We start from the raw sequence: 25,825 nt of genomic DNA, 5'->3' as shown, positions 1-25,825 counted from the left end.
TCATTCAAGGATCGCCTTCCCGCGTCATGCTTCCCCTCATCGCCCTGTTCATCGCTGCGTTCGCATTCGGCACCACCGAGTTCGTCATCGCCGGCGTGCTGCCGCAGGTGGCGGATGGCCTTGGCGTCTCCATCCCAACTGCCGGCTACCTCGTCTCCGGCTACGCCGGCGGCATCGCAATCGGCGGACCGCTATTGACGCTCGCCACCAAGACGATTTCGCGCAAGGCCTTGCTGCTTGGCCTTGCCGCAGCCTTCACCATCGGCCAGGCCGCTTGCGCAGTTGCACCCGACTTCGCGTCCATGTTGCTGTTGCGGATTGCGGTGGCCGTGGCGCACGGCGCCTATTTCGGCGTCGCGATGGTGGTCGCGGTCGGCCTGGTCCGCCACGACCAGCGCGGAATGGCCGTTGCGCTCATCCTGTCGGGCCTCACGGTCTCCAATGTCATCGGCGTGCCGGCCGGCACGGCGATCGGCAACATTTGGGGGTGGCGTGCGACGTTCTGGGTGATGTGTGCGCTCGGTGTGGTTTCCATCGCCGCCATGGCCGCCCTCCTCCCACGCAAGACGGGATCGTCGCGCCAGTCCGTCAGTTTCGGCAGCGAGGTTCGCGTGCTCGCACGCCAGCAGGTCTGGACGTCGCTGATCCTCATGCTGATGCTGATGATCGGTCAGTTCGGCCTCTTCACCTACATCACGCCGACGCTGCTTGAAATCACCGGCCTCGACGAGGGGCTGGTGCCCTGGGTGCTCCTGCTCAACGGTGTCGGCGCGACGATCGGCGTCTTTCTTGGCGGGCGGCTTGCCGACTGGAAACTGATGCCCTCGCTCATCACCATGCTTTTCATGCAGGCGGTGACACTTGCCGTCATTTACGCCGTCAGCCCATACTCGGTGCCGATGGTCGTGGCGATCACTGTCTGGGGCGGACTCAGCTTCGCCATCGGCACGCCGATCCAGACCCGTATCCTGACCTGGACGGCGGATGCCTCCAACCTCGCCTCATCGCTCATCCCGGCCGGCTTCAATGTCGGCATCGCGCTGGCCGCCTCGCTCGGTGCCGCTATGCTCAATGCCGGTTATGGCTATCGCAGCCTGCCGGTGGTTGGCGCCATGGCCATGCTGGTCGCCGTGGCGGTCGCGCTTGCCTCGCATCTCCAGGAGTGGCGCCGCAACACCACGCCGCCGCTGCCGGCCGCAGCCGAATAGAACGGCAGACTCCACAAATCGATCCGGTAGCGCAGGCTTTCCGCGACGTCCGCCTTTTGGAGAGAAAGCCTCTGCCTGTGCGCTTGTGGGTTTGGCAGAGATCAATAGGATTCCGAAATTGATCTTCAGGGGCGGCTTTCTAAAATCAAGTATCATCGATTACCACTTGGAGTGAACACAATGGCCGACCACACATCCGAGAAGTCGGCGAAGGCCGCCGCCGAGCGGGTCGCTGCGAAACCGACCAAACCGCGCAAGGCGACGCCGGAGCCGCAGCCCGGCAAGGCCGCGAAACCGGCACTCCTCGCAGGCGGCAACCCCCAGATCGCGAAGGCTGAAGGCGACGCTCCCGTGCAGGCCTACATCGCGGCCATGCCGGGCTGGAAAAGCGACGTCGGGCGCCGTCTCGACGCGATCATCGCGCGCACCGTCCCCGGTGTGCACAAGACAGTCAAATGGAACTCGCCATTTTACGGCATCGAAGGCCAGGGCTGGTTCCTGTCGTTCCATGTCTTCACCCGCTACGTCAAAGTGACCTTCTTCCGAGGCACGTCACTGCGTCCTCTTCCTCCCGGCAAGTCCAAGCACAAGGAAGTGCGCTATCTCGACGTTTATGAGGACCAGCTCGACGAAGCTCAATTTGCCGCTTGGGTGAAGCAAGCCAGCCATTTGCCCGGCGAACGAATGTGAGATGCGTCGCGAATTACCCAAGGGCGTCTGCAAGCACCTCATTCAAGCGGGCGAACGCGGCGGACTCGTCTGGCGCATGGGCCGGATTAACTTCTGTGATGGTCAGGCCGCGCCATTGCGAAAGGGCGGTCAACTGCTTTAGCGCGAAGGCGGCGTCCTCCAGTCTGAGACCGTCGCAACGGCGCACATTCTCAGCAATCGGAAAATCGACAAAGGAGAGTGCATCGACATCGAAGTGAATAAGCACACAGTCAAAGCGGGCCGCCCAGTCGGCCGCGCGCGCCGTCGCCGCCTCGATATCACTCAAAGCTTCCTCACGCGATATAACCTTAATCGCGTTATCTCTGATCACCGCGGCTTCGGGCGGAGTGATGTTCTCGACGCCGAAATAGAGGAGTTGCTGAGGCACAAGCATCGGACGAGTTGGGCCGAGCCTGGCGAGCGAAGGCTCGCATCCGGGGATATCGAGCATATGAGCGACACCCGTCCAGTCCAAGGCGCCGTCGCTCGTGTCAGGTGTGTTGAGATCGGCGTCGAAGTCTATGTAGACGAGTCCGATCCGCGCACCGGCGGCGTTCGCTCCGGCGACCGTTCCCAGCTCCACAGTACAATCGCCGCCTAAAACAAGCACGTCTTCCTGCGCTGCGATCGCCGTCGCCACGTGGCTTGCGACCATGTCACAGGCGTGGCGCACGGCCTCCAGGTTCATAGCCTGCGGCTGCGAGGGATCCGGTCGCCATCGGAATGATGCAACATCGCCATCATCCCTGATGGTTCTGCCTCGGCTCGCGAGCGCCTCTGCGAGCCCATGTCGCCGAAAGGCCGCGGGGGCTTGTTCCTGCCCCGGCGAATAGGCGCCGGCGCTGGTGGCGGCGCCGATAATGTTCAAGCAACGCGCCGACAAATCGAGGCTCCAATTTCGTATGATCCTCGTTGCAAAACGGGTCTGGAGGGACGAAGGTTCCTCCTCGACGTCGAGAGTTTGTCGAACGCGCCGAAACGGCAAATGGCTTGCCACATCGATGCCGTCGTGACACGCCCGACGCCGACGTGCACAAAGCCACTGGGACCAATCATGACCAAAGCGACGACAGCCATGAAGAAGAGCGGCTCGAAGGAAGGAGCAGGAGGAGTCACTCCCTCTCAGTTGATAGATGCGAGAATCAACGAGCTGAGCGATTGGCGGGGCGAGATGCTCGCTCGGGTCCGAACCCTCATCCAGCAGGCAGATCCCGAAGTGATCGAGGAGTGGAAGTGGAGAGGAGTTCCGGTGTGGGAGCACGCCGGAATTATATGCACCGGTGAGACGTACAAGAATGTCGTGAAGATGACCTTCGCCAAGGGCGCCTCGCTGGAGGACCCTTCAGGCCTCTTCAACTCCAGCCTCGAAGGCAGCACCCGGCGCGCCATCGATATCCATGAGGGCGACAAGATCGATGAAGAGGCGTTGAAGGCGCTCATTCGCGCCGCCGTGGCACTGAACATGTCGGGGCGAGCTACCACCACCCGCTCTCAGAAACCAAAGAGCGCTTAAGGATCGTCCACATCCGGCCAGGCTTGGCTCCCCGCGGTCGCCTTCGTCGAAGCCTTATGAACATCGCAAGAGCGGGGAAAATCCCTACTGCAGCAGTCCCTTGACGATGCCGCTCGCCTTGGAGAAATCCATCTGGCCCGCGTATTTCTCCTTGAGTGCAGCCATCACCTTGCCCATGTCCTTGACGCCGCTGGCGCCGGTCTCGGCGATGGCGGCGCGGATCGCCGTTTCGGTCTCGGCCTGGCCCAGTTGCGTCGGCAGGAAGTCTCGGATGATAGCCATCTCGTCGCGCTCCTGTGCGGCAAGCTCCGGCCGTTTGCCGTCGTCGAAAGCCTTGGCGGACTCCTCGCGCTGCTTCACCATCTTGGCCAGGATCTGCAAAATCTCGTCATCGGTGGCCGGCTCCTTGCCGGCGCCGCGATTGGCGATGTCGCGATCGTGAATGGCCGCCTGGATCAGCCGCAAGGTCGGCAGCCGACGCTTGTCCTGCGCCTTCATCGCACTCTTCAGGGATTCGGCGATTTTGTCGCGCATGATGCTTTCTCCTTCCAATGCGACGGACAATAGCCGTGCCGAAACCCCATGGCAAATTCGACGTCGCCCGGCAAACCGCTGATATTGTTCGACGAAATAAATCCAAGGCTCGTACGGCGTGGCATCATTGACCGCCTTGGCGCCTTCCCCTATGTACTGGGCCTTGCATGAACTGAATTTTTGTTGCGCGCGCTGGCTGCGAAATCGCCGCTGCGCGCGGTTTGCTGCGCAGAGTGGTCCGTCGGACCGATCGAAGGGCGCAGCCCTTTAGGAGTGTCGCCATGGCAACGACCGCCCCCTGGGCCACTGAGAAGCCGACGGCCTTGCTGGTGCTGGCCGACGGCACCGTCATCGAGGGCCGCGGCCTTGGCGCCACCGGCTCCGCCGTCGCCGAAGTCTGCTTCAACACCGCGCTGACAGGCTATCAGGAAATCCTCACCGACCCGTCCTACGCTGGCCAGATCGTCACCTTCACTTTTCCGCATATCGGCAATATCGGCACCAATGACGAGGACATCGAGGATCTCAACCCGGTCGCGCGCGCCGGCGCCGTCGGCGCCGTGTTCAAGGCCGACGTCACCAATCCGTCCAGCTATCGCGCCGCAGCTGGTCTCGACCAATGGCTGAAGAAGCGTGGCATCGTAGCGCTTTCGGGCATCGACACGCGCGCGCTGACAGCGCTGATCCGTGAAAAAGGCATGCCCAACGCCGTCATCGCGCACGCGCCCGACGGCATCTTCGACATCGACGATCTGAAGCGCCGCGCCGCCGCCTGGTCCGGCCTGATCGGGCTTGACCTGGCCAAGGACGTCACCTCCGGCCAGTCCTCGGTCTGGCGCGAGACGCCCTGGGTCTGGGACGAGGGCTTTGGCGAACAGACCGATCCGTCCATGCATGTCGTCGCCATCGACTACGGCGTCAAGCGCAACATATTGCGCCTGCTTTCCGGTCTTGGCGCCAAGGTCACGGTGGTGCCGGCCAACACCGGCGCCGAGGAGATCCTCGCCATGCGGCCCGATGGCATCTTTCTCTCCAACGGTCCCGGCGACCCGGAAGCCACCGGCGACTATGCCGTTCCGGTCATCCAGGACCTGCTGAAGACCGACATCCCGGTGTTCGGCATCTGCCTCGGCCACCAGATGCTGGCGCTGGCGCTGGGCGGCAAAACCGCCAAAATGCATCAGGGCCATCACGGCGCCAATCATCCGGTCAAGGATCACACCACCGGCAAGGTCGAGATCGTCTCGATGAACCACGGCTTTGCCGTCGATGCCGACTCGTTGCCGCGCGGCGTCGAAGAAACCCATGTCTCGCTGTTCGACGGCTCGAATTGCGGCATCACGCTGACAGGAAGACCGGTCTTCTCGGTCCAGCATCATCCCGAAGCCTCGCCCGGCCCGCAGGATTCGCACTATCTGTTCCGCCGCTTCGTCAATCTCATCCGCGAAAAGCGCGGCGAGCTGGCGGTGGCGGAGCGCACCTAAAGCGCGTCGCGTCTGAAGGGATTCCTGCGACGCTCTTTAAGTTCCTGTTTTTGTGCATGTCGTTGTCCCAAAACCGCTGGGCGCACTTTTAGGCGACATGCATTGGAGCATTTTCCACGAAAAGTGAGTATCGGCTTTTGCGCCCGCAATTGCGCTAAAACGGATTGACTGGCGGCGACGGCGGAAATGGAGCCGCCTTCATGCTTTTTCGCTCTTAACGAAGATCAACCCCGTCGGTCACCGCTTCTTGCGCATGCATGCGTTTGACTTCCTTCGGCGTCGGCTTGGCCACTTTCGTGACGAAGACGATGAGCGCCAGCGTGAGAAAAACCGCGCCGAGCAGATAAGGGGCCCCGCCGAACACCACGGGCGCGCCCGGACCGGTGAACCAGGAAAAGATCGCCGTATACAGCAGCGGCGTGATGATCGACGTGATCGAGAAGATCGAGGTCATCGCCCCCTGGAGTTCGCCCTGCGCCGAACGCGGCACCTTGGCGGCGGCGAGACTTCTGAGCGGCGGATCGGCCAAGGCTTCCAGACAGCCGACGACGATCACCGCATAGATCATCCAGCCTTGCGACGCGAAGGCGTAGCCGAAGGCGCTGAGTGCCGTGAATGCAAGACCGAGTACCGCCGTCTTCCACTCGCCAAGTTTGGGGATCACGCGCGGCAGGACCGTCGCCATGACGATGGCCCCGCACAGACCGAAGGCGCCGAGCGAGAAACCGATCTGCTGTTCGTTCCAGCCATAGCGGTAATTGGAGACGAACGACCACACCGCCGGATACATCATATGCCCAAGCGTCATCAAGAAGAAGACAAGCCCGATCCAGCCAATGCCTTGGTAGTTGCGCATCTGGATGAGCGTCCCGACCGGGTTCGCGCGTTTCCACTCGAAGCGGCGGCGGTGCTTGTTATCAAGCGTTTCGGGCAACAGAAACAGGGCGATCAGGAAATTCAGGAAAGCAAGCGCGGCGGCGAAATAGAACGGTACCCGTGGCCCGAACGTGCCGAGCAGCCCGCCCAGAACCGGTCCGATGACGAAGCCGACGCCGAAGGCGATACCGAGCAGGCCGAAGTTCTTCGCCCGGTTCTCATCGGTCGAGATGTCGGCGATGAAAGCGGAAGTCGTTGAATAGCTGGCGCCGGAAATGCCGGCCAGCACGCGTCCGATAAACAGCATCGGGTAGGACCAGGCGACAGCGCAGATCAGATTATCGATGGCAAAGGTGAAGACGGAGGCGAGCAGGATCGGCCGCCGTCCGAACCGGTCGCTCAACCCGCCGATGACAGGTGCGAAAACGAACTGCATCGCCGCATAGGCGAAGAACAGCCAGCCCCCCTCGATCGCCGCCTCGCCGATGCCAACGCCGGTCAATTCCCTAAGATAGGCCGGCAGCACCGGCATGATGATGCCGAAGCCGATGATATCGAGCAGCAGCGTGGTGAAAACGAGCGCAAGGCCCCGCCTGGCGGTTTGGGGGTCTATCATGATGGCGTCGGCTCCTCAGACCGCCTTGGGGCAAAGGCGCGGGCTCGTTATAGGCGAGCCTGTCTTACGGAACAATAAGAGAACGGACTCGGCAGTCCTATCCTGACATCAGCTGACGTGCCCTGCCGCCGCGTGGCAACTTAAGCGGGAGTGTTCGAACACCTTAGATCGGAGTGTTGAACGTATCGCAGTCCGACAGCTTGCCGCTCCTGTAGCCGCGCGCCAGCCAGGTCTGCCGCTGCTGCGAGGTGCCGTGGTTGAAGCTTTCCGGCACGACATAGCCCTGCATCTTTTTCTGCATCGTGTCGTCGCCGATCTGCTGGGCGGCGTTCAGCGCCTCGTCCATGTCGCCCTGCTCCAGGATTCCCTTCTGCCCGGTGAAATGCGCCCAGACGCCGGCGAAGCAATCGGCCTGAAGCTCGACCTGCACCGACATGTGGTTGGCCTCGGCCTCGCCCATTTGCTGCCGCATCTGATTGAACTTGGGCAGGATGCCGGTGATGTTCTGGACATGATGGCCGACCTCATGCGCGATCACATAGGCCTGGGCGAAATCGCCCGAGGCGCCGAATTGCTGGTCGAGCTGCTGGAAAAAGGTCGTGTCGAGATAGACCTTGCGGTCGCCGGGGCAGTAGAACGGGCCGGCCGCGGAAGAGGCGAAGCCGCAGGCTGAGCGGATCTGACCGCTGAACAGGACCAGTTTGGGGTCTTCGTAGGTCAGGCCCTCGGCCTGGAAAATGCCGGTCCAGGTGTCCTCGGTCTCGGCCAGCACCGTTGAGACGAACTGCTTCATCTCGTCGGAGGCCGGCGCACCGGTGCCCTCCCCGCTATTGTCGGTGATCTGGCCGCCGCCCGGCCCCACGCCACCATCGCCGCCGGCCAGGATCTGCAGCGGATCGATGCCGAAGGCCTTCAGCCCGAAATAGAGGACCACGAGAATGATGATGGTCGACAGCGACATTCCGCCGCCGGAGCGGCCGCCGACCGGGATGCGGAACCGGCCGGGCCTACCGCGCGGCAGGTTGAACCCGCCACCCTGGCCGCGTTGGTCTTCGACATTGTCACTTTGACGACGACCCTTCCAGAGCATGGCACTCCTCGCGATGCACGTATCGGTACTTGGCCGATCTCATGGCCCGATCCGACCCAACAAACAATTATCTCAATGGTTGCGCCAAGTCACAGTATTTTTCGCATGAAGGGCCGCCGGCTCTGGGGTCAGTCGGTGCACGACACCCGCGGCTGAGAGCCCGGCCGACGGCTTTTTTGGTCTTGGACTTAGCGGTTACGCTCAGATCTTCTGCTTGGTACCCGCGCTCTTGCCGTCCGAGCTTTTCGACCGCTCGTCGAAGCGGGCCGCGCCCTTTTTGAGCGGGCGGCCGGTTTCCGCTTCCGTCTTGCGTTCGTCCTTCGCCGCAGCTTGCTTCAGTCCCTCGGCCGCTTGCTTGCCCTTCGCTGTCGGTGCCTGTTCAACGCCCATGATATCCTCCTCGGTCTCGCGCCAATCGCTTGGCACGACCTCAAACGCAGCGGCAACGCGGCGGTTCCGGAAAAGGCGGTGGGCGGCAGACTTAGCGTGTCGCCATCATTGCCTTGCAAAACGCTTCAAGCTTCTCGGCGCTGATGCGTCAGCCAGAGGCGATCTGGACTGACGCGACAAATCGGCAGTCTGCGCTATCTTGATGCCATGACCGATCTCGCCGATGTGCGCCGTTTTTATGCTCGGCTGATGGCCGCCCAAGCAGGTTCCGCCGATCCGCGTCTCGAAGCAGTTTTCGCCGGAGTGCCGCGCGAAGCTTTTCTCGGCCCGGGACCGTGGAAGGTTGTCGCCAATGGCGGCGCGATCGAAACGCCGAGCGCCGATCCGGTGCACATCTACCAGAATGTGCTGGTGGCGCTCGATGCCGACAAGGGCATCAACAATGGCGAGCCGTTCCTGCACGCCATGTGGATCGGCAAGGTGGCGCCGGAACCCGCCGAGGCCGTCATCCATGTCGGCGCCGGAACCGGCTATTACACAGCTCTGCTGGCACGGCTGGTTTCACCTGGCGCCGTCACCGCCTTCGAACTGGACGCCGACCTTGCCAGCCGCGCGGCGTCCAACCTCGAATCGTATGAAAACGTCAACGTCATCCATGGCGATGCGGTAACTTCTCGCCTGCCGCCGTCCGACATCATCTATGTCAATGCCGGCATCGTGGCACCGCCGGCCGAGTGGCTGAAGGCACTGAAGCCCGGCGGCCGCATGGTCTTTCCGTGGCGTCCGGCCGAACGCGTTGGCCTCGCGGTGATGGTGACCCGCACCGAACAGGGTTTTGCTTGCGATCCCTTTATGCGGTCATGGTTCATCCCTTGCACCGGCGCCTCGGCAGTAGCCCCCGCGGCGAAGGTCCTCGACCGCGACAAGGCGGCACGAAGCCGTTCGATCTGGCTGACGGCCGGCAAGGCGCCGGACCGCACCGCTACCGCCATCATCGGCGACGTCTGGTTCTCGTCGCAAGACGTTGGCGGCAGGCGGTCGCCGTGACGTCGCCGAGGCGAGGCATTCCGTGCTTGCCGATCGTCGCTGGCTGGCGCGCCAGAAATTTTCCGGTCCCTGTCGGACCGGTGTCTGCTCGACCGTCCTTTGGCCGAAATCCGACCCGACCGCACGGATGATGAAAAAGGGAGCGTTCCAATGAGGAAGATCATCACCGCAACATTCGTCAGCCTCGACGGCGTCATGCAAGCACCAGGCGGACCGGAGGAAGACCCGGTCGGCGGCTTCGAGTTCGGCGGCTGGACGGTTCACTACTGGGATGACGTGATGGGCGCCGCCATGGGCGAGACGTTTTCGAAATCGTTCGCGCTGCTTCTCGGCCGCAAGACCTATGACATTTTCGCCGCGCATTGGCCGTATCAGAGCGGTCCGATTGCTGACAGCTTCAACGCCGTCACCAAATATGTGGCGACGCACAGGCCCGACACGCTGTCGTGGCAAAACAGCCGGTCGCTCGGCAGCGACGTCGTGGCGGCTCTGCGCCAGCTCAAGCAGGAGGAAGGGCCGGACCTGCTCATCCAGGGATCGAGCGAGCTGATCCAGACCTTGCTCGCCAACGACCTGATCGACGAGATCAGCCTGCTGATCTTCCCGCTGGTGCTGGGCAAGGGCAAGCGGCTGTTCGGCGACGGCGCGATGCCCGCCGCCTTCAAGCTCACCCGCTCGCAGACGTCGAGCACCGGTGTCATCATGGCGACCTATGAGCGCGCCGGCGAGATCAAGACCGGGTCTTTCGTGCCGGAACAGCCTTCCGAAGCCGAGCTCGAACGGCGTAAGAACTGGAAGTAAGCATGCTGGGGATCATCCCCGACAGGCGGCGCTGCCCTCATCCCCCTGCCGGGACCTTCTCCCCGTATGGAGACGGGGAGAAGGGGCTCGGCGCACGGTTGGCGCCCTTCCCAGCTACCCCCTTGATTGGCGAAACCATCGATGACGGCGTCCTTCTCCCGTCCCTATACGGGGAGAAGATGGCGGCAGCCAGATGAGGGGCAGCGCGACGCTTCCAGTCAATACCCTCACGCCGCCTGTTGCCGACGCGCCAGCCCGTCGCGGATGCACGCGGCAAACTCCCGCGCGGCGGGCTCGACGCCATGCTTCGGCAGATGCAGGTTTATCGAGAAATTCGGCAAGGCCGGCAGCTCCGGATCGGCGGACAGGATGTCGAGGTCTGCAGGCACGGTGGAGGCCAGCCAGGTGGTGACGGCCAGGTCCGAGCGCACCGTCGCCGTCGTCGCGTCGAGATTGCCGTTCTCGAACACGGTCCGCCATTCCAGCCCATGCTCGCCGAGCGCCGCCAGCACCGCCGGGCGGAAGGCGCAGGTTTCGGCCACCATCGAAACCGGCAAAGGCCGTTTGTGGCGAGCGATGCCGCCTTTGGAGCCGACCCAGACCAGCCGGTCGATGGCGAGACATTCGCCGGCGGACGGGCCCACCGGTTCCTCGATCACGGCAAGGTCTATCGTACCAGCCGCCAATGCCGCCGCAAGTTCCGGCGACGAGGCGCAGACCAGCGAAATCTCAACCTGCGGATAGGTTTCGGCATAGGTCTTCAGCATCGGCGCAAGCATGGTGCCAACCAGATCATACGGCACGCCGAGCCGCACCTCACCCGCGACCGCGCTGGTCGCCATCTCGGCCCATATCTCGTCATTCAGGGAGAGCAGGCGCTTGCCCTTGCCGAACAGTCGCTCACCGGAACGGGTCAGCCTCAGACCGCGCCGGTCGCGCTCGAACAGGCTGCAGCCGAAAACCTCCTCCAGACGCTTGATCTGCTGGCTGACAGCGCCTTGCGTCAAATGCAGCGCGTTGGCCGCCGCCGTCATGCTGGCCTTGTCGGCGACGGTGACGAAAGTCCGGACCAAAGCCGTGTCTAGATTGCGGATCATGGGCTGCATTATATCCTCTAATGTTAGGCATAGCAAAGATTGCATTTACTGATGCATACCCATGCTTAGCATGCTGGTTCCCAACAGAGGAAACAGCATGTTTGAGACCATCCTTCCGCTCGTCCTGTTTGCGCTGGTCTCGACCTCCACGCCCGGCATGGCCACGACCTTGTCGACTGCGTCCGGGGCACAGTTCGGCTTTCGCCGCTCAGTTCCGCTGATGGCCGGCAGTGCGGCCGGCCTGGCCACGGTGGCCGCGGCCGGTGCGGCCGGGCTCGCCGGTCTGCTGGCGGCCGCTCCGTCCTTGCAACTGGCGATGAAGATAGCCGGATCGCTCTATCTGATCTGGCTCGCCTTCAAGATCGGCCGCAGCGGCCCACCCAATCTGGACATGACCATGACCAGGCCGAACAGCTTTTTCGGTGGCGCCGGTCTGCAATGGATAAATCCCAAGGGCTGGGCCATGGGGCTGGGCGCTGCGGCGTCGTTTGCAGCACTCGCCGACGGACCGCTGCAGCTTGCCGTTTTGCTCGGCATGGTCTTTGGCTTGGCAGCCGCGCTGTCGCTGTCGGCGTGGTGCATGGCGGGCACGCTGCTTGCCCGGCTGCTCAGAACCGAGCGGCAGTGGCGCGCGCTCAACATCGCGCTCGGCCTGCTGCTCGCCGCCTCGATCATTCCGATGTGGCGGCCGGCGTAGACGCCAACCGCCACGCCTTGGTTCAAGCCGCGTAGCGCGCAGCCGGTTTGTCAGCGTGCAGGCTGCCGTAAAAGGCTTGCCGGGCGCCGAGAAAAATGTCGAGCTTGGCCGCATCGGCAAGCGCCGGCGCGGTGACGGCTTCGCCCCTGGCCAGACCAACAAGTGCGGCGTCGACCAGATCGTCGGCCGTCATGATGATCTCCTTCGGAAGGTTATCGATATCGCTTCCGGCAACCTCCCAGAAATCGGTCCGGGTAGCGCCCGGCAGCACGACCTGCGCCTTCACCTCGGTGCCGGCGACTTCACGCTGCAAGGCCTCGGTGAAGTTGACGACGTAAGCCTTGGTGCCGCTGTAGATGCCGCCGAAGGAGGTATCGAAGGCGAGCACCGAGGCGATGTTGACGATGGCCCCGCGGTTGCGCGCGATCAGGCCCGGCAGCACGGCGCGTGTTAAACGTGTCAGCGCCACGACATTGACCTTGATCATGCGCTCGGCGACGTCAGCGTCGGCTGTCGCCACCACTTGCGCCCCACCGAGGCCGGCGCTGTTAACCAGCAGCGTGACGCTCTCGTCGGCTGATATGGCCTGCTCGACGCGGCGCAGATCGTTGTCGTCCGCGAGGTCGGCACTGATCACGCTGACCTTGCGGCTATAGGCATAGCGCAGCTTCTCCGCCAGTTCCTCGAGCCGGTCGGCGCGCCGCGCCACCAGCACCAGATCATAGGCCTGACCCGCCAGCCGGTCTGCATAAACCGCGCCGATACCCGACGAAGCGCCGGTGACCACCGCCGTGCCTTTGTTGCTTTGTCCACTCATTCTACTGTTCCTTCTCGACCGATTTGCTTCGCTTCAACCTAGGCGCCGGTGGCATAGGCAATCGCCACTCGCCTCGCCGGCAAGCCATCTGATCTCATTTAGTGGTATATGCCACCATTCGCGAAGTAGGCATATGCCATTAACTTGTCAATGATGGAACCGAAGATTATTTGTGGGGCGGCGGCTGGACATCATCTCGCCCCGTCAAGGAAACACGATGCCGAAAGCCACCCTCCCCGGCCTGACCCTTTGCAGCAACGCCATGCTGCGCCGCGCAACGCGCAAGCTCGGCCAGTTCTATGACGATGTGCTGGCCCCCTCGGGTCTGAAGGCCACGCAGCAGGGCCTGCTCTACCAAATCCATATCGGCGACGAGCCGGCCATGGGCGACATTGCCGCGGCCCTCGTCATGGACCTGTCGGCGCTCGGCCACACGTTGAAGCCTCTGATCCGCGACGGTTATGTCGAGACCTTCACTGATCCGGACGACCGCCGCATCAAGCGCGTGCGGCTGACGCCGCAAGGCTTGATCAAGCTCGATGAAGCGATGAAGCTGTGGCGCGTCGCCCAGCAGCGTTTCGAGGACATAGTCGGCAAGGAGCAGGCGGCAAGGCTGCGCGCGGCGCTGGATGACATCGCCGCGCTGGATTTTGGTATACCGCCGGCTGCGCCCTGAGGTCTCGGACGGCCGGTAGCCAGAACTTTACTCCGCCGGCATGGCAATCGCCCGGGCGGCCCGGTGGCCGGCGAGCATGACGCCAAGACCCAGGATCGGGAACACTGCTGCGACCAGGCCGAGATCGGCTGGCGCGCCATAGCGCAGCACCGTGCCGCCGACGACGGCGCCCAGCGCCACGCCGAGATAGAGCGCCGAGCCGTTGAGCGACAGCACGATGGGCGCTGCGTCGGGCGCCAGCCTGATGATGCGGCTGGCCTGCGCCGGCGGGAACGCCCAGCCGACGATACCCCACGGGACCATCATGGCCATCAGCGCCGGCCCGGCGATGCTGTGCGGCAGGAATGCCGGGATGACCGAAAGCATGACCAGCATGACCGCACTCAGCGCCAGCGACCAGCTGACGGTGCGCGTCGCGCCGAAGCGGTCGGCGGCCTGCCCGCCGGCAATGTTGCCGATGACGGCGCCGACGCCGAAGGCAAGCAGCATGCCGGGCAGCGCGATCGGACTCAAACCCCCGCCTTCGATGGCTAGCGGCGCGACAAAGGCAAAGACCGTGAAGGCGCCGGTGAGCGCCAGCAGCGTGGTCAGCAGGATCGATGGCACGCCGGGGCGAAGCGTTGCTGCCAGCCGCTGCCTGAGCGGCAGCTTGGTACCGACGATGCCCCGCGGCAGCCGGTACCACAGGATTGCGCCGGCCAGTGCGCCGAGCCCGGCGATGGCAAAGAACGTGCCGCGCCAGCCGGCGGCGGTCGCGACAAGCGCGCCGAGCGGCGCGCCGACCGCCACCGCCACCGTGGTGCCGCCGACGACGACGGCAATGGCGCGGGCGCGGTGATGATCATCGACAAGCGCCACTGCCGTCCCCTGCGCCGTCGCCGCGAACAGGCCGGACGACAGCGCCATGACGATGCGCGCTATCAGCAGCAATTCGAACGAGGAACTCAGCGCCGCCGCCAGATTGCCCAGCACGAAAAACACCAGCGTCCACAAGATGACGCGCCGACGGTCCCATTCGCCGGTGAGCGTCGCCAGGATCAGCGTGCCGAGCGCATAGGCGAGCGCGAAGGCGGTGATCAGCGTGCCGGCGAGTGGAACGGAGATGGCGGCGTCGGCCGCAATGTCGGGCAACAGGCTTGAAATGACGAAGCCTTCGGTCGCGATCGTGAATGATCCGAGCGCAAGCCAGATGAGGCGTCTGTCCATGGCAACAAATCCTTAGTTCAAAAGTTATTGAACAATTGTACAAAATGGGGCATGGTGTCAATGAAGCCACCCGAGAATAGCGGAACCCTCCTGACAGCTCTATGTCAGGACAAGGTGGCGGGAGGTGGAAACTGCGTGCATCCATCAAGGAGGAGATGCGTTGAAATCGGCCCTGATTGCGCTTAGTTCCTGGGCATGACCCTGCCCCATCCCACCGCCGACCAGATCAGCCTGTCCAACGTGCTTGCCGTGCTCGGCGATCCCACCCGGCTGGCCATCGTGCGCTATCTCGCCAGCAAGGAAGGCGTGCCGCTGAACTGCAGCCAGTTCCTCGACCTCTGCTCGAAAACCAATCTCAGTTATCACCTTGCCAAATTGCGCGAGGCCGGCGTCACACGCACCGAGGTGGTCGGCACCAGCCGGCTGATCACGCTGCGCCGCGACGACCTCGATGCCCGCTTTCCGGGCCTGCTCGACAGCGTCATTGCCGCTGCCGTCAAAGATACGGCGCTGCCCGCGGTAGGCGCCAACGAGATCAAAATCCAAGCATAGCCGTCTCCCGGCACCCGCCAGTACCGAGCACAACTCGCCAGGATTGGTTGGTGTCCTGGAAGTCCTCCTGCTATGCCGTGCTTCGAACCAAGGGAGCTTCCCATGCGCATTGCCGTCCTCGCCGATATCCACGGCAACGTCCTCGCCCTGGACGCCGTGCTCGACGATCTGCGGCAGCGCGGCGGCGCCGACCTCGTCGTCAATCTCGGCGATTGCGTCTCCGGCCCGCTCTGGCCGCGCGAGACTTTTGCGCGGCTTGAAGCGCTCGCCCTGCCGACGGTGCGCGGCAATCACGACCGCCGCGTCGCCCGCGACACCGCCGATGAAGCCATGTGGCCGTCCGACCGCTATGCGCAGGAACGGCTGACGTCAGCCCAGCGCGAGGCGCTGTTGGCCTTGCCCCTCACGCTGGAGATCGCGCCGGGAGTGGTTGCCTTCCATGCCCGGCCCGACCACGACGAAAAATATCTGACCGATACGATGGCCGGCGGCCGGCTGGTGCGCGCACCGTTGGCCGCCATCAAGCGACGGCTGGCCGCGCTCGATCCCGCTTGCCGCATCGTGCTGTGCGGCCATAGCCACCGCAGCGAACTGATCCGTATCCCCGACGGCCCTGTCGTCTTCAATCCGGGCAGCATCGGCTGCCCCGCTTATGGCGACGACACGCCACCGGCGCATGTCTCCGAGCAAGGCTCTCCGCATGCACGCTACGGCATTGTCGAACTGGGTGAGCCGGGCCGCCCCGACCGTTTTGCGGCCATCGCCGTCGACTATGACCATGAGGCGGCAGCGCGGCAGGCCGAACAGGCGGGACGGCCGGAATGGGCCCACGCGCTGCGAACCGGGTTTATGTCGGGTTGAACGAGGTACGAGTTCATACCCCAGGCTGAACGAGGTACGAGTTCATACCCCAGGCTGAACGCGGAACGCGTTCATTCCAGACTGAGCTTGCTCATGCCGCACGCTGAACTTTGTTCATGCCGGGGCCGCATTTTCCGACTTACATAGCGCCATGTCGTCGTTTATAAAATCGACCTGGAATGCGGTGGCGTTTCCGTGCCAGGCCGTACCTCCGGGAATGCTTCTATCGCCCACGGCCAAAATGATGAGGCGCACAGTTACGCTCCGAACGACGCTGTACGCGCTCACTGCCGCCCTTCTCCTGCTGACGGCGCTGCTGCCGGCCAAAGCCGAGGAGGCGCCGATCGTTTCCATCGTGACCGACCTCGCTCCAGGCGATCTCCTGAACGTCCGCGCCACGGCATCGGCGATGGGCAAGATCAAGGCTCGGCTGCCTAACGGTACGAGCGTCAACAATCTCGGCTGCAACGACGTCAATGGCTACCGCTGGTGCAAGGTCGCAGAAATTGACAATCCGCAACTGACGGGATGGGCTCCCGCGCGCTACCTGAACCCCGACAATCCGGCGGCCGCTTCGGATGCGGATGCCGAAACGACCGGCGAAGGCACGGCCCCTGCAGCCGAGGCCTCGAACCTGGTATCCGCAGATCAGCCGCTGCCCGACCTGACAGCGCGCCTGGGCGCGCCGGAAACCACGATGACAGCCGCCGACGCAATCGGCAGGGCGGCCATCGAAGACGCTTACCGCGTGGCGCTCGCGGCCAGCGGAAATCCTTCGACCAGCGAGACGCAGTCGCCCGCAGCAGCGGAGGAGCCCATCCGGCATCGCGCCGTCAATACAGCGCCTCCGGCCAACGCACAGACCGTTGCACGGCTGCAGCCGCCGGGGAGGCCCGCGCCGGCCCTGGGTGCCCGCAACGAGATTCCTTGCGCGCGCTATGTCGGCCAGCCGATGACCAGCTGCAAGGCAGGCGTTGTCCACACGGGCGACAAAGCCGAGGTGACCGTGACCTGGCCCGATGGCGGCACCCGCGTCATCAGTTTCCAGGCCGGTCGGCCCGCCGGCTCGAATGCATTAGGCGAATTCCGCTACACCCGCGAGGGCAGCCTGAACCTGATCCGTGTCGGCGTGTCCGAACGCTTCGAGATCACGGATCAGTTGGCGCTGGGGGATGAGTGGCTAAGGGGAATAAGGCAGTAGGGCAGTAGGGCAATATGTTTAAAGGGCGCTCGAACCTCTGCCCTACTGCCCTACTGCCCTACTGCCCTACTGCCCTACTGCCCTTCTGCCCTACTGCCCTACTCGCATTTTAGGGGGTTACATCAGGCAAAACTCTTCCCTATAAGGCCCTCCTAGCCTGATACCAGAATCGCGAGCACAACCGGCCGGGTCTTCCCGTCCGGTTTTTCGTGCAAGCCGCCTGCCGAACGGACCCTCGATATGCCAAGACGCACCGACATCAAGTCGATCCTGATCATCGGGGCCGGCCCCATCGTCATCGGTCAGGCCTGCGAGTTCGATTATTCGGGCACCCAGGCCTGTAAAGCGCTCAAGGAAGAGGGCTTTCGCGTCATCCTGGTCAATTCCAACCCGGCCACCATCATGACCGATCCGGAGCTGGCCGACGCCACCTATATCGAGCCGATCACGCCCGAAGTGGTAGCCAAGATCATCGCCAAGGAGCGGCCGGACGCCCTGCTGCCGACCATGGGCGGCCAGACCGCGCTCAACACCGCTCTGTCGCTGCGCCGCATGGGCGTGCTCGAACGCTACAATGTCGAGATGATCGGCGCCGACGCCACCGCAATAGACAAGGCCGAGGACCGCGCGCTGTTTCGCGAGGCGATGAACAAGATCGGCCTGGAAACGCCGAAGTCGATGCTGGCCAACGCCACCGACGTCAAGAACGCCGACCGCAAGACGCACGAGGGCGAGCGCGCCGCACTCAAGGCTGAGAAGCCCGAAAACCTCGACGCCGCGCTCGACGCGCTGGAAACAAGCTGGAACCTCGGCGAGGGCGACCGCAAGCAGCGCTACATCAGCCACGCCATGGCGATCGCCGCACAGGCGCTCGACCATGTCGGCCTGCCCGCCATCATCCGCCCGTCCTTCACCATGGGCGGCACCGGCGGCGGCATCGCCTACAACCGCGCCGAATTCTACGAGATCGTCCAGTCCGGCCTCGACGCCTCGCCGACCACCGAGGTGCTGATCGAGGAAAGCGTGCTCGGCTGGAAGGAGTATGAGATGGAGGTTGTCCGCGACAAGGCCGACAACTGCATCATCGTCTGCTCGATCGAGAACATCGACCCGATGGGCGTGCACACCGGCGACTCGATCACCGTCGCCCCTGCCCTGACGCTGACCGACAAAGAGTACCAGATGATGCGCAACGCCTCGATCGCGGTGCTGCGCGAGATCGGCGTCGAGACCGGCGGCTCCAACGTGCAGTTCGCCGTCAACCCGGCCGATGGCCGTCTGGTGGTGATCGAGATGAACCCGCGCGTCTCGCGCTCCTCCGCTCTCGCCTCCAAGGCGACCGGCTTCCCCATCGCCAAGATCGCCGCAAAACTCGCCGTCGGCTACACGCTGGACGAGCTGGAGAACGACATCACCGGTGGCGCGACGCCGGCCTCGTTCGAACCGTCGATCGATTACGTCGTCACCAAAATCCCGCGCTTTGCCTTCGAGAAATTCCCCGGCGCCGAGCCGGTGCTGACCACAGCGATGAAGTCGGTCGGCGAGGTCATGGCCATCGGCCGCACTTTTCAGGAATCGCTGCAGAAGGCGTTGCGTGGGCTTGAAACCGGCCTGACGGGTCTGGACGAGATCGAGATCCCCGGCATCGCGCACGGCGCGGCCAGCCACGCCGACGACCGCAACGCCATCCGCGCCGCCCTCGGCACGCCGACGCCCGACCGGCTGCGCATGGTGGCGCAGGCGATCCGCATGGGCACCTCGCTCGAAGACGTGCACGCCATGTGCAAGATCGACCCGTGGTTCCTCGAGCAGATCGCCAGCATCCTCGCCATGGAAGACCGCATCCGCGAGCACGGCATACCCGAGGACGCCGCCAATCTGCGCATGCTGAAGGCGATGGGTTTTTCGGACGCCCGCCTGGCGTCACTGGTCAGAAAGGACGTCGAGGAGATCCAGAAGATACGCGAAAAGCTCGACGTTCATCCAGTTTACAAGCGCATCGACACCTGTGCCGCTGAGTTCGCCTCGCCCACTGCCTACATGTATTCCACCTATGAGACGCCCTTCGCCGGCGCCCTCGCCAACGAGGCGCAGGTGTCGTCGCGCAAGAAGGTCGTCATCCTTGGCGGCGGGCCCAACCGCATCGGCCAGGGCATCGAGTTCGACTATTGCTGCTGCCATGCGGCCTTCGCGCTGCGCGACGCCGGCTTCGAGGCGATCATGGTCAACTGCAACCCGGAGACCGTCTCGACCGACTACGACACGTCAGACCGGCTCTATTTCGAGCCGCTGACGCCGGAGGACGTGCTGGAGATCCTGCGCGCCGAGCAGGCGTCCGGCGAGTTGGTCGGCGTCATCGTCCAGTTCGGCGGTCAGACGCCGCTGAAGCTGGCGGATTCGCTGGAGAAGGCCGGCGTCCCGATCCTCGGCACCTCGCCCGACATGATCGATCTCGCCGAAGACCGCGACCGCTTCCAGAAGCTGCTGCACAAGCTCGGCCTCAGCCAGCCAAAGAACGGCATCGCCTATTCGGTCGAGCAGGCCCGCCTCGTCGCCGGCGAGCTCGGCTTCCCGCTGGTGGTGCGCCCTTCCTATGTGCTCGGCGGCCGCGCCATGCAGATCATCCACGACGAAAGCATGCTGCAGACCTACCTGCTCGACACGGTGCCCGGCCTGGTGCCGGAGGACATCAAGCAGAAATACCCCAACGACAAGACAGGCCAGATCAACACGCTCTTGGGCAAGAACCCGCTATTGTTCGACACCTATCTCTCGGGCGCCATCGAGGTCGATGTCGATTGCCTATGCGACGGCACGTCGACCTTCGTCTCCGGCATCCTGGAACATATCGAGGAGGCCGGCATCCATTCGGGCGACAGTGCCTGCTCGCTGCCGGTGCACTCGCTGCCCTCGGAGCTCGTCGACGAGCTGGAGCGCCAGACGGCCGCACTTGCCCGCGCGCTCAATGTCGGCGGGTTGATGAACGTGCAATATGCGATCAAGGACGGCACGGTCTATGTGCTGGAGGTCAACCCGCGGGCGTCGCGCACCGTGCCCTTCGTCGCAAAGACCATCGGCCGTCCTATAGCGAAAATTGCCGCCCGCATCATGGCCGGCGAGAGCCTGGAAGACGCCTTCGCCCATTACGGCGCCATGCCCGACCCCAGAAATCCCGGCCACATCGCGGTCAAGGAAGCGGTGTTCCCCTTCGCCCGTTTCCCCGGCGTCGACATCTTGCTCGGACCGGAAATGCGCTCGACCGGCGAGGTCATGGGCCTCGACCGTGACTTCGCGCTGGCCTTCGCCAAGAGCCAGCTCGGGGCGGGTGTTGATCTCCCCCGCGCGGGCACGCTGTTCGTCTCGGTGCGCGACGACGACAAGAAAGGCATCTTGCCGGCAGTCAAGCGCCTCGCCGGCCAGGGTTTTAAAGTGCTGGCCACCTCAGGCACGCAGCGCTTTCTCGCCGAAAACGGCGTCGTCGCCGAGAAAATAAACAAGGTGCTGGAAGGCCGCCCCCACATCGAGGACGCCATCCGCAACCGCCAAGTGCAGATCGTCTTCAACACGACCGATGGCCAGAAGGCGGTGTCGGACTCGAAGTCGCTGCGCAGGGCGACGCTGATGCAGAAGGTGCCGTATTACACGACGCTGTCGGGTGCGGCTGCGGTGGCGGAGGCGATTGCGGCGCTTAGGGCGGGGAGCCTGGAGGTGCGGCCGCTGCAGGAGTATTTTAGCTAAGAAATTACGCCCACAAGCCGCCATGATACGCCACGGCGCCGCCCCTCATCCGCCTGCCGGCACCTTCTCCCCGCATAGTGACGGGGAGAAGGGGGCTGGCCGCAACGTCGGCGCTCTTCTTGCCACTTCGGTGATTGGCGAAATCATCGGCGCAGGCTTCTTTCTCCCCGTCACTATACGGGGAGAAATGCCCGGTAGGGCAATGAGGGGCGGCGCCAACGCCGGCTGATATGCGAATTCAAACCTGAGACGATTGGCACGCTACGATGCTATAGAAACCCAATAAACCGCCCAGCCATCAGCACCGACGTCCACAGCACCAGCGAGAGCACAGCCAGGGCGACGGTCCCGCCAACAGGCTCCTCACCGCCTCTCACGCGGGACAAACGCAAGAAGACAAGGAAGTTGATGCCGGCGAGCAGGATGAGCGTCATCTTGGTGAGGAAAATCGGCTTCGCCGCATACTCGCTCGCTCTGACCGAAAACAGCAGCAACCCGGTGACAAGCGCACCGGCGAACGCGATCAATGCCGTGCGGCGCAGCAGCGCGACAAACGCCGCCTGCGGCAGCGAGCGGAAGGCGCCCAAGATCCGGAGATCCATGAGCCAGACGCTGGTCAGCAGCGCGCCGATCGACATGATGTGCAGCGCATTGACTATGGGGTAGGCGACGAAGGAGGCCTTCAGTGCCCGCACGAAGGCGAGTTGCTCGATGCCGGCGAGGAACTCGTCCATTCACGCCGGCGGCACGCGGTCGGGATAGACATCATAATTCTTGCCGTTGACGATGACGCGGACCGCCTTCATCCGCTTTTCGGTCTCGTCGAGGGAGCGGTTGCCGATCGCGGTCACCTCGTCGCCAACCTTGGCGACCTCCTCCGTGAAGCCGGCGGCGATCGTGCGGGACGGTGGCGCCATCTCCACCCGCCAGGTCTCTCCCTCCGCGTCGACATCCAGCGTGGCGTGCGGATTGCCGATATAGATGGCCGTGATCTTGCCCCGGAGTTCGAAAAACCCGTCTTCGGTCCACGACCAGCCGTGATGCGCATAGGCCGCGGTGGCGGCGGCAAGAATCACTGCCGCTGTCAGCGTGACGCTGCGAAGCCCGTTGAAAGGTGACTGCATCGCTCGTCTCCTCATCCCACCGCATTCGAGAGTAGGTCACGGCGCGGCAACGTCAAATCACATCGGTGCGAAGGCCATCGGCTACGGAGATCGATGCCGAAGTCAGCGCCGCCCCTCAACCCCCTGCCGGAACCTTCTCCCCGTGCTTACGGAGAGAGGGTAAGGGTGAGGGGCAGCTCCAACCGAAGCGATTGCCGTTCGGCAGGAACCGTCCGGTCTTGCTTATGACATCTATGCGCGCCATGTTCGGCCCGCCGCTCTTCTTCTCCATCGAGGAAGGTCGGAGACTCACATCTGAACGAGGCACACCATGAGCAGTATGAGAGACCGTCAGGAAGGCTTCGAAAAGAAGTTTGCGATGGACGAGGACACGAAATTCAGGGCCATGGCGCGCCGTAACAAGCTGCTCGGCCTATGGGCGGCTGAAAAGCTCGGCAAAACCGGTGAGGACGCCGACGCCTATGCGAAAGAGGTGGTGCGCGCTGACTTCGAAGAGGCCGGGGACGACGACGTGTTACGCAAAATACGCGCCGACTTCGACGCGGCGGGCGTCGCCCAGTCGGATGTTCAGATTCGCGGCGTTATGGACGAACTGCTGGTGACCGCGGTCGAGCAGATCAAGAACACGTGAGAGCTGCGCCAGCTTTAAGCGCGTCGCGACGCGCTTTAAGCTCTCGTTTTACGCATGTCGTTATCCCAAAACTGCCGCGCATCCTCGGGTCAGGCCCGAGGGCAGCGACATGCATTAGCTGTGGGCGGCCACCAGATCCTTTAGGCGCTCTTCGTGCGCCCGCAGCGTCGGTAGCGTCTTCTTGGCGAATTCCTTCAGCGCCGGATCTTCGCCCGACTGGGCATAGGTTGAAAACAGCGCCAACGCCTGCTTGTGTGCCTCGGTCTGCAGGAGGATGTATTTCGCCTGGAATTCATCGCCATCCAAGCCCTTGAGCTGGTCGAGCATCGCCTGGTCTTTCGGCAGCAAAGCCGGGCCGCTCGCTGTCACCGAGGCCGTGGTCTGGCTCTGTTCGAGAGCTGCCTTGAAATCCTCGCCAGCCTTGGTGTGATCCCTAATCATCAGCGAGGCGAAATCCTTCACATCGGCGGCGACATTCTTTTGTTCGGCCAGCTTGCTGCTTTCAATCTCGAAGCGGTTGGCGCTGGGGACGGTTCTGGTGAAGATCTCGGTCTCGATCTTGGTTTCGCCGACAGCCGGTATGTCGGCCGACGTGGCGGATTGGGCGAAGGCCGCCGGCGTGCCGGCAAGCAAAGCGACCATGGCAAGCGTGAGATGCGGTTTCACAGGAAATCTCCGGGTTTGTGATCCTCGAAGAGTCCAACGCGACACAAGCGGCGAAGTTGCGCGAGGGGACAGGAATGAGGTTTCGGCGATTCTGCCAACACAGCCCGGCGCCGATACGCCGGAATGTGCTTGGCTGCCAAGGTCAGTGGCAGCACGCGCCGGCATACTGCAGCTGCTCGTCCCAGTCCGGCCGGCCTTCAGGTGTGAAATCCATCAGGTTCCACAAGGGCTCGCAGGTGCCGACGGCGCGCGGGTCCTGGCCGGGTTCGGTGGGCGCGAAACCAAGCTCCGAACTCCAGAAATGGCGGATGACATCGGCGTCGCGATGGAACACCGACAGCATCGGCAACTGCGCGCCGTCGTCGGCCTCGGCGTGGTAGTCGCGCTTGAACCTGTTGCCGGCCGAGGAGAGCAGCCGCATGTTCGTCCAGCCACGGTCGCGGCCAAGCGTGATCAGGTTTTCGAGCGCGGTCTTGCCCACCACGGCGAAGTTGAAGCCGGCGGCCTCCAGATGGCCAATGGCGCCGTCGAACTGATCGAGCAGCGCCGTGCAGGACGGGCATGGCTGGTCGGCCCGCGCGAGCTTCGCCGTGCCGCCGCTTGTCGCCACGTCGCGCGTCTCCTGCGGATGGCGCGGAAACATCATCGAGTAGACGATCAGTGTGGCCTTGCCAGGCGAAAACAGCTCCGACAGTTTTATCCGGGCCGGCTTGCCGTCGGGGCCAAGCCCGTCGAACACATAGTCCTCAGGCACCAGCCCGCCCGGCGGCAGTGCGCGACGGGCGACGGCTACATCCTCCATGGCGCGGCGCAGCTCGATCTCCTTCTGCAAAAGGGTTTCGCGGGCGGCGCGGTATTCCTGGGATTCGTTGGGAAAGGTGATCATCGTCATCTCCATCAGCCGTGCGTTTGACGACGCCTGCCTGTTCGCGGCAACGCGCCTTGCCTCTCAAGGACGCATCGCGAAGGACGGTTCCGACATTTTTGCACACGCAGGCGGCAGAAGTCCCCTCACCCAGCCCCCGCTTCGCTGCTGACCTCCCCCAAGGGAGAGGAGACTGTCAACGCCGGTGCCAACCTCTTCTCCCCGCCGGGGAGAAGGTGGCCGCCCACGGGTCTTGCCTCCGGCAAGCCCGAGGACAGGCTCCGCGGTCGGATGAGGGGGACCTCACATGGGATAGCGGGACAAACGAAGTTACTGCGCCGCCGGCACCGGGCAGTTGGCATCGCCTTCCTGGCAATTGAGATAGCCTTGGAAATCCCTCAGCCGGTTATCGGTGACGGCCTCTTGGCAGCCGGCAACGACCATTGGATACATGCTGCCGGCCATGTCGGGCGGGCCGCCCTGAAATTTGCACTCGGCATCGCGGAAAGCGACCCAGGCGCGCTGCGCATCGACCAGCAGCTTCTTTGACGCCGCATTGTCCTTCAGCCGACCCTCGATCTGTTTGTAGGCGACGTTGAGCTTTTTGTCGGCCTCCGCGAGCGACTCGCCGGCGCATTCGTTCATGGTCGTTTGATCCATCGCATTGGCGCAATCGTCGGCCGCCCGCGCCGCATTGGCGAATAGCGGAACGGCGAGGATCAAGATGGGGAGGCCGGTTTTTGAAAGCCGCATCGTGTTTCTCCGGTTTTCGAGAGCCCCCGCTGTAACAAAGCTTAACCGTGAGACGAATACAGGCAAGATGCAGCTTGTCGCCTTGGTGGACAGTTCCTTTCAGGCCGGCTCCGACGACTGCGAAGCAATAGCGCTGCGGAACGGATGCATCTCACCGCGTTTTTCGTTCAGGACTATAGGTCCATATCGAGGAAGAACCATGCGCGAAGCCGACAATGACGAAATCGACCTGCGCTGTCCGCAGATCGTCGCCGACAATGCCGCCATGGGCCTCAGGCTGCGCGGCATATTTGGCCGCGGCGGCACCGAGGTCGCGGTTGCGCGGGCGACCGAGCTCAAGAACCGCGACAAGCTTTCGCCCTCTACCATCCAGCGCATGGTCAGCTATTTCGCTCGCCATGAGGCCGACAAGAAGGGCCGCAACTTCGGCAGTGAAGAAAACCCGTCGGCCGGTTACATCGCCTGGCTTTTATGGGGCGGCGACGAAGGCCGCTCCTGGGCGCTCGAGCTCAAGCAGAAGATCGGCAACGCGCCCGACTGAGCGATAACAAAGCGGGTTGGCCTTGGAAACAGGAAGATTCGCGGGCGGTGCCAGATAGCGTACGAGCAGGCGGATCCCGAACCCACCTCGGGACCGGCCGTGAAATGCGGCTGACAGATGCCGGTGCAGC

Annotated in this window: 27 protein-coding genes; 14 read left to right on the top strand and 13 right to left on the bottom strand. The window is 63.6% G+C overall.

Annotation, left to right across the window (positions count from 1 at the left end):
- Positions 1–26: 26 nt before the first annotated feature.
- Both EN807_RS11575 and EN807_RS11570 read left to right on the top strand, forming a co-directional pair.
- Positions 27–1,208 carry an MFS transporter gene (locus EN807_RS11575; RefSeq protein ID WP_135935015.1) on the top strand — a complete coding sequence of 394 codons (1,182 nt, stop codon included), beginning with the start codon at positions 27–29 and terminating at the stop codon, positions 1,206–1,208.
- 180 nt (positions 1,209–1,388) lie between these two features.
- The gene (locus tag EN807_RS11570; RefSeq protein ID WP_135935014.1) at positions 1,389–1,898 is read left to right on the top strand and encodes a DUF1801 domain-containing protein; all 510 of its coding nucleotides are present in this window, start codon (positions 1,389–1,391) and stop codon (positions 1,896–1,898) included.
- 13 nt (positions 1,899–1,911) lie between these two features.
- Here EN807_RS11570 and EN807_RS11565 read toward each other — a convergent pair whose 3' ends face one another.
- Entirely contained in the window at positions 1,912–2,787 is an 876-nt protein-coding gene (locus EN807_RS11565) for an arginase family protein (protein WP_189522390.1), read from the bottom strand.
- Positions 2,788–2,973: 186 nt separating this feature from the next.
- Between EN807_RS11565 and EN807_RS11560 the strand changes: the two genes are divergently transcribed.
- Complete coding sequence (locus tag EN807_RS11560) at positions 2,974–3,432, top strand: DUF1801 domain-containing protein (protein WP_135935012.1); 459 nt, start codon at positions 2,974–2,976, stop codon at positions 3,430–3,432.
- A gap of 84 nt (positions 3,433–3,516) precedes the next feature.
- Here EN807_RS11560 and EN807_RS11555 read toward each other — a convergent pair whose 3' ends face one another.
- On the bottom strand, positions 3,517–3,966 hold the full coding sequence (locus EN807_RS11555) for a GatB/YqeY domain-containing protein (RefSeq protein ID WP_135935011.1): 450 nt from the start codon (positions 3,964–3,966) through the stop codon (positions 3,517–3,519).
- 281 nt (positions 3,967–4,247) lie between these two features.
- Here EN807_RS11555 and carA point away from each other — a divergent pair, with 281 nt between their 5' ends.
- The gene (gene carA / locus EN807_RS11550; RefSeq protein WP_135935010.1) at positions 4,248–5,450 is read left to right on the top strand and encodes a glutamine-hydrolyzing carbamoyl-phosphate synthase small subunit; all 1,203 of its coding nucleotides are present in this window, start codon (positions 4,248–4,250) and stop codon (positions 5,448–5,450) included.
- A gap of 214 nt (positions 5,451–5,664) precedes the next feature.
- Here the strand turns inward: carA and EN807_RS11545 are convergent, their stop codons facing one another.
- From EN807_RS11545 to EN807_RS11535, 3 genes are all read right to left on the bottom strand, one after another.
- Positions 5,665–6,942 (bottom strand): TCR/Tet family MFS transporter, encoded by a 1,278-nt coding sequence (locus EN807_RS11545; RefSeq protein ID WP_135935009.1) that lies wholly within the window; start codon positions 6,940–6,942, stop codon positions 5,665–5,667.
- 163 nt (positions 6,943–7,105) lie between these two features.
- Positions 7,106–8,032 carry a neutral zinc metallopeptidase gene (locus EN807_RS11540; protein WP_135935008.1) on the bottom strand — a complete coding sequence of 309 codons (927 nt, stop codon included), beginning with the start codon at positions 8,030–8,032 and terminating at the stop codon, positions 7,106–7,108.
- A gap of 201 nt (positions 8,033–8,233) precedes the next feature.
- Entirely contained in the window at positions 8,234–8,422 is a 189-nt protein-coding gene (locus EN807_RS11535; protein WP_135935007.1) for a hypothetical protein, read from the bottom strand.
- 207 nt (positions 8,423–8,629) lie between these two features.
- On the opposite strand from EN807_RS11535, the gene EN807_RS11530 reads away from it, so the two are divergent.
- Positions 8,630–9,469 carry an rRNA adenine N-6-methyltransferase family protein gene (locus EN807_RS11530; protein ID WP_135935006.1) on the top strand — a complete coding sequence of 280 codons (840 nt, stop codon included), beginning with the start codon at positions 8,630–8,632 and terminating at the stop codon, positions 9,467–9,469.
- A 150-nt stretch (positions 9,470–9,619) separates the two neighbouring features.
- The gene (locus EN807_RS11525) at positions 9,620–10,270 is read left to right on the top strand and encodes a dihydrofolate reductase family protein (RefSeq protein WP_128343495.1); all 651 of its coding nucleotides are present in this window, start codon (positions 9,620–9,622) and stop codon (positions 10,268–10,270) included.
- 227 nt (positions 10,271–10,497) lie between these two features.
- On the opposite strand, the gene EN807_RS11515 is transcribed toward EN807_RS11525, so the two are convergent.
- Positions 10,498–11,367, bottom strand: a complete 870-nt coding sequence (locus tag EN807_RS11515) for a LysR substrate-binding domain-containing protein (RefSeq protein ID WP_065009286.1) — start codon at positions 11,365–11,367, stop codon at positions 10,498–10,500.
- A 97-nt stretch (positions 11,368–11,464) separates the two neighbouring features.
- On the opposite strand from EN807_RS11515, the gene EN807_RS11510 reads away from it, so the two are divergent.
- Positions 11,465–12,064: a LysE family translocator gene (locus EN807_RS11510; protein ID WP_135935005.1), complete on the top strand. Its 600-nt coding sequence runs from the start codon at positions 11,465–11,467 to the stop codon at positions 12,062–12,064.
- 22 nt (positions 12,065–12,086) lie between these two features.
- Here the strand turns inward: EN807_RS11510 and EN807_RS11505 are convergent, their stop codons facing one another.
- Positions 12,087–12,881: an SDR family oxidoreductase gene (locus EN807_RS11505; RefSeq protein ID WP_135935004.1), complete on the bottom strand. Its 795-nt coding sequence runs from the start codon at positions 12,879–12,881 to the stop codon at positions 12,087–12,089.
- Positions 12,882–13,098: 217 nt separating this feature from the next.
- Between EN807_RS11505 and EN807_RS11500 the strand changes: the two genes are divergently transcribed.
- Positions 13,099–13,557 (top strand): MarR family winged helix-turn-helix transcriptional regulator, encoded by a 459-nt coding sequence (locus tag EN807_RS11500; protein WP_135935003.1) that lies wholly within the window; start codon positions 13,099–13,101, stop codon positions 13,555–13,557.
- Positions 13,558–13,584: 27 nt separating this feature from the next.
- Here the strand turns inward: EN807_RS11500 and EN807_RS11495 are convergent, their stop codons facing one another.
- Positions 13,585–14,763 (bottom strand): MFS transporter, encoded by a 1,179-nt coding sequence (locus tag EN807_RS11495; RefSeq protein ID WP_135935002.1) that lies wholly within the window; start codon positions 14,761–14,763, stop codon positions 13,585–13,587.
- A gap of 195 nt (positions 14,764–14,958) precedes the next feature.
- On the opposite strand from EN807_RS11495, the gene EN807_RS11490 reads away from it, so the two are divergent.
- The 4 genes from EN807_RS11490 to carB all read left to right on the top strand — a co-directional run bounded on the left by EN807_RS11490 (position 14,959) and on the right by carB (position 21,115).
- Entirely contained in the window at positions 14,959–15,315 is a 357-nt protein-coding gene (locus EN807_RS11490; RefSeq protein WP_135935001.1) for a helix-turn-helix transcriptional regulator, read from the top strand.
- A 102-nt stretch (positions 15,316–15,417) separates the two neighbouring features.
- Entirely contained in the window at positions 15,418–16,176 is a 759-nt protein-coding gene (locus EN807_RS11485) for a metallophosphoesterase family protein (RefSeq protein ID WP_135935000.1), read from the top strand.
- Positions 16,177–16,420: 244 nt separating this feature from the next.
- Complete coding sequence (locus tag EN807_RS11480; RefSeq protein WP_189522389.1) at positions 16,421–17,377, top strand: SH3 domain-containing protein; 957 nt, start codon at positions 16,421–16,423, stop codon at positions 17,375–17,377.
- 240 nt (positions 17,378–17,617) lie between these two features.
- On the top strand, positions 17,618–21,115 hold the full coding sequence (carB, locus tag EN807_RS11475; RefSeq protein WP_135934999.1) for a carbamoyl-phosphate synthase large subunit: 3,498 nt from the start codon (positions 17,618–17,620) through the stop codon (positions 21,113–21,115).
- A 269-nt stretch (positions 21,116–21,384) separates the two neighbouring features.
- Here carB and EN807_RS11470 read toward each other — a convergent pair whose 3' ends face one another.
- Complete coding sequence (locus EN807_RS11470) at positions 21,385–21,849, bottom strand: DUF6644 family protein (RefSeq protein WP_135934998.1); 465 nt, start codon at positions 21,847–21,849, stop codon at positions 21,385–21,387.
- Positions 21,850–22,239, bottom strand: coding sequence for a DUF6152 family protein (locus EN807_RS11465; protein WP_135934997.1), 390 nt, complete (start codon positions 22,237–22,239; stop codon positions 21,850–21,852).
- Between the two features lie 310 nt (positions 22,240–22,549).
- Here EN807_RS11465 and EN807_RS11460 point away from each other — a divergent pair, with 310 nt between their 5' ends.
- Positions 22,550–22,870 (top strand): DUF1476 domain-containing protein, encoded by a 321-nt coding sequence (locus EN807_RS11460; protein WP_029350111.1) that lies wholly within the window; start codon positions 22,550–22,552, stop codon positions 22,868–22,870.
- Between the two features lie 114 nt (positions 22,871–22,984).
- Here EN807_RS11460 and EN807_RS11455 read toward each other — a convergent pair whose 3' ends face one another.
- The 3 genes from EN807_RS11455 to EN807_RS11445 form a co-directional block, all read right to left on the bottom strand.
- Entirely contained in the window at positions 22,985–23,536 is a 552-nt protein-coding gene (locus tag EN807_RS11455) for a DUF4142 domain-containing protein (protein ID WP_135934996.1), read from the bottom strand.
- Between the two features lie 142 nt (positions 23,537–23,678).
- A complete protein-coding gene (locus EN807_RS11450; RefSeq protein ID WP_135934995.1) occupies positions 23,679–24,422 on the bottom strand; it encodes a DUF899 family protein in 744 nt (247 codons plus the stop codon).
- Positions 24,423–24,731: 309 nt separating this feature from the next.
- Positions 24,732–25,154: a lysozyme inhibitor LprI family protein gene (locus EN807_RS11445; protein ID WP_135934994.1), complete on the bottom strand. Its 423-nt coding sequence runs from the start codon at positions 25,152–25,154 to the stop codon at positions 24,732–24,734.
- Positions 25,155–25,353: 199 nt separating this feature from the next.
- Between EN807_RS11445 and EN807_RS11440 the strand changes: the two genes are divergently transcribed.
- Positions 25,354–25,695 (top strand): hypothetical protein, encoded by a 342-nt coding sequence (locus tag EN807_RS11440; protein WP_135934993.1) that lies wholly within the window; start codon positions 25,354–25,356, stop codon positions 25,693–25,695.
- Positions 25,696–25,825: the final 130 nt, after the last annotated feature.

The organism is Mesorhizobium sp. M5C.F.Ca.ET.164.01.1.1 (assembly GCF_004792125.1).
Lineage (GTDB): Bacteria > Pseudomonadota > Alphaproteobacteria > Rhizobiales > Rhizobiaceae > Mesorhizobium > Mesorhizobium wenxiniae.
Note: the sequence above shows the minus strand (reverse complement) of the source record. Positions and strands in the feature narration are given on the sequence as shown.

Bases quoted from the DNA above. Each gene is read 5' to 3' on its own strand.
- EN807_RS11500 (WP_135935003.1), top strand. From the start codon at position 13,099: ATGCCGAAAGCCACCCTCCCCGGCCTGACCCTTTGCAGCAACGCCATG.
- EN807_RS11545 (WP_135935009.1), bottom strand. From the start codon at position 6,942: ATGATAGACCCCCAAACCGCCAGGCGGGGCCTTGCGCTCGTTTTCACC.
- EN807_RS11470 (WP_135934998.1), bottom strand. From the start codon at position 21,849: ATGGACGAGTTCCTCGCCGGCATCGAGCAACTCGCCTTCGTGCGGGCA.
- EN807_RS11460 (WP_029350111.1), top strand. From the start codon at position 22,550: ATGAGCAGTATGAGAGACCGTCAGGAAGGCTTCGAAAAGAAGTTTGCG.
- EN807_RS11530 (WP_135935006.1), top strand. From the start codon at position 8,630: ATGACCGATCTCGCCGATGTGCGCCGTTTTTATGCTCGGCTGATGGCC.
- EN807_RS11510 (WP_135935005.1), top strand. From the start codon at position 11,465: ATGTTTGAGACCATCCTTCCGCTCGTCCTGTTTGCGCTGGTCTCGACC.
- carA (WP_135935010.1), top strand. From the start codon at position 4,248: ATGGCAACGACCGCCCCCTGGGCCACTGAGAAGCCGACGGCCTTGCTG.
- EN807_RS11485 (WP_135935000.1), top strand. From the start codon at position 15,418: ATGCGCATTGCCGTCCTCGCCGATATCCACGGCAACGTCCTCGCCCTG.
- EN807_RS11450 (WP_135934995.1), bottom strand. From the start codon at position 24,422: ATGATCACCTTTCCCAACGAATCCCAGGAATACCGCGCCGCCCGCGAA.
- EN807_RS11445 (WP_135934994.1), bottom strand. From the start codon at position 25,154: ATGCGGCTTTCAAAAACCGGCCTCCCCATCTTGATCCTCGCCGTTCCG.
- EN807_RS11490 (WP_135935001.1), top strand. From the start codon at position 14,959: ATGACCCTGCCCCATCCCACCGCCGACCAGATCAGCCTGTCCAACGTG.
- EN807_RS11495 (WP_135935002.1), bottom strand. From the start codon at position 14,763: ATGGACAGACGCCTCATCTGGCTTGCGCTCGGATCATTCACGATCGCG.
- EN807_RS11540 (WP_135935008.1), bottom strand. From the start codon at position 8,032: ATGCTCTGGAAGGGTCGTCGTCAAAGTGACAATGTCGAAGACCAACGC.
- EN807_RS11555 (WP_135935011.1), bottom strand. From the start codon at position 3,966: ATGCGCGACAAAATCGCCGAATCCCTGAAGAGTGCGATGAAGGCGCAG.
- EN807_RS11570 (WP_135935014.1), top strand. From the start codon at position 1,389: ATGGCCGACCACACATCCGAGAAGTCGGCGAAGGCCGCCGCCGAGCGG.
- EN807_RS11575 (WP_135935015.1), top strand. From the start codon at position 27: ATGCTTCCCCTCATCGCCCTGTTCATCGCTGCGTTCGCATTCGGCACC.
- EN807_RS11560 (WP_135935012.1), top strand. From the start codon at position 2,974: ATGACCAAAGCGACGACAGCCATGAAGAAGAGCGGCTCGAAGGAAGGA.
- EN807_RS11465 (WP_135934997.1), bottom strand. From the start codon at position 22,239: ATGCAGTCACCTTTCAACGGGCTTCGCAGCGTCACGCTGACAGCGGCA.
- EN807_RS11535 (WP_135935007.1), bottom strand. From the start codon at position 8,422: ATGGGCGTTGAACAGGCACCGACAGCGAAGGGCAAGCAAGCGGCCGAG.
- EN807_RS11515 (WP_065009286.1), bottom strand. From the start codon at position 11,367: ATGATCCGCAATCTAGACACGGCTTTGGTCCGGACTTTCGTCACCGTC.
- EN807_RS11440 (WP_135934993.1), top strand. From the start codon at position 25,354: ATGCGCGAAGCCGACAATGACGAAATCGACCTGCGCTGTCCGCAGATC.
- EN807_RS11505 (WP_135935004.1), bottom strand. From the start codon at position 12,881: ATGAGTGGACAAAGCAACAAAGGCACGGCGGTGGTCACCGGCGCTTCG.
- EN807_RS11480 (WP_189522389.1), top strand. From the start codon at position 16,421: ATGAGGCGCACAGTTACGCTCCGAACGACGCTGTACGCGCTCACTGCC.
- carB (WP_135934999.1), top strand. From the start codon at position 17,618: ATGCCAAGACGCACCGACATCAAGTCGATCCTGATCATCGGGGCCGGC.
- EN807_RS11525 (WP_128343495.1), top strand. From the start codon at position 9,620: ATGAGGAAGATCATCACCGCAACATTCGTCAGCCTCGACGGCGTCATG.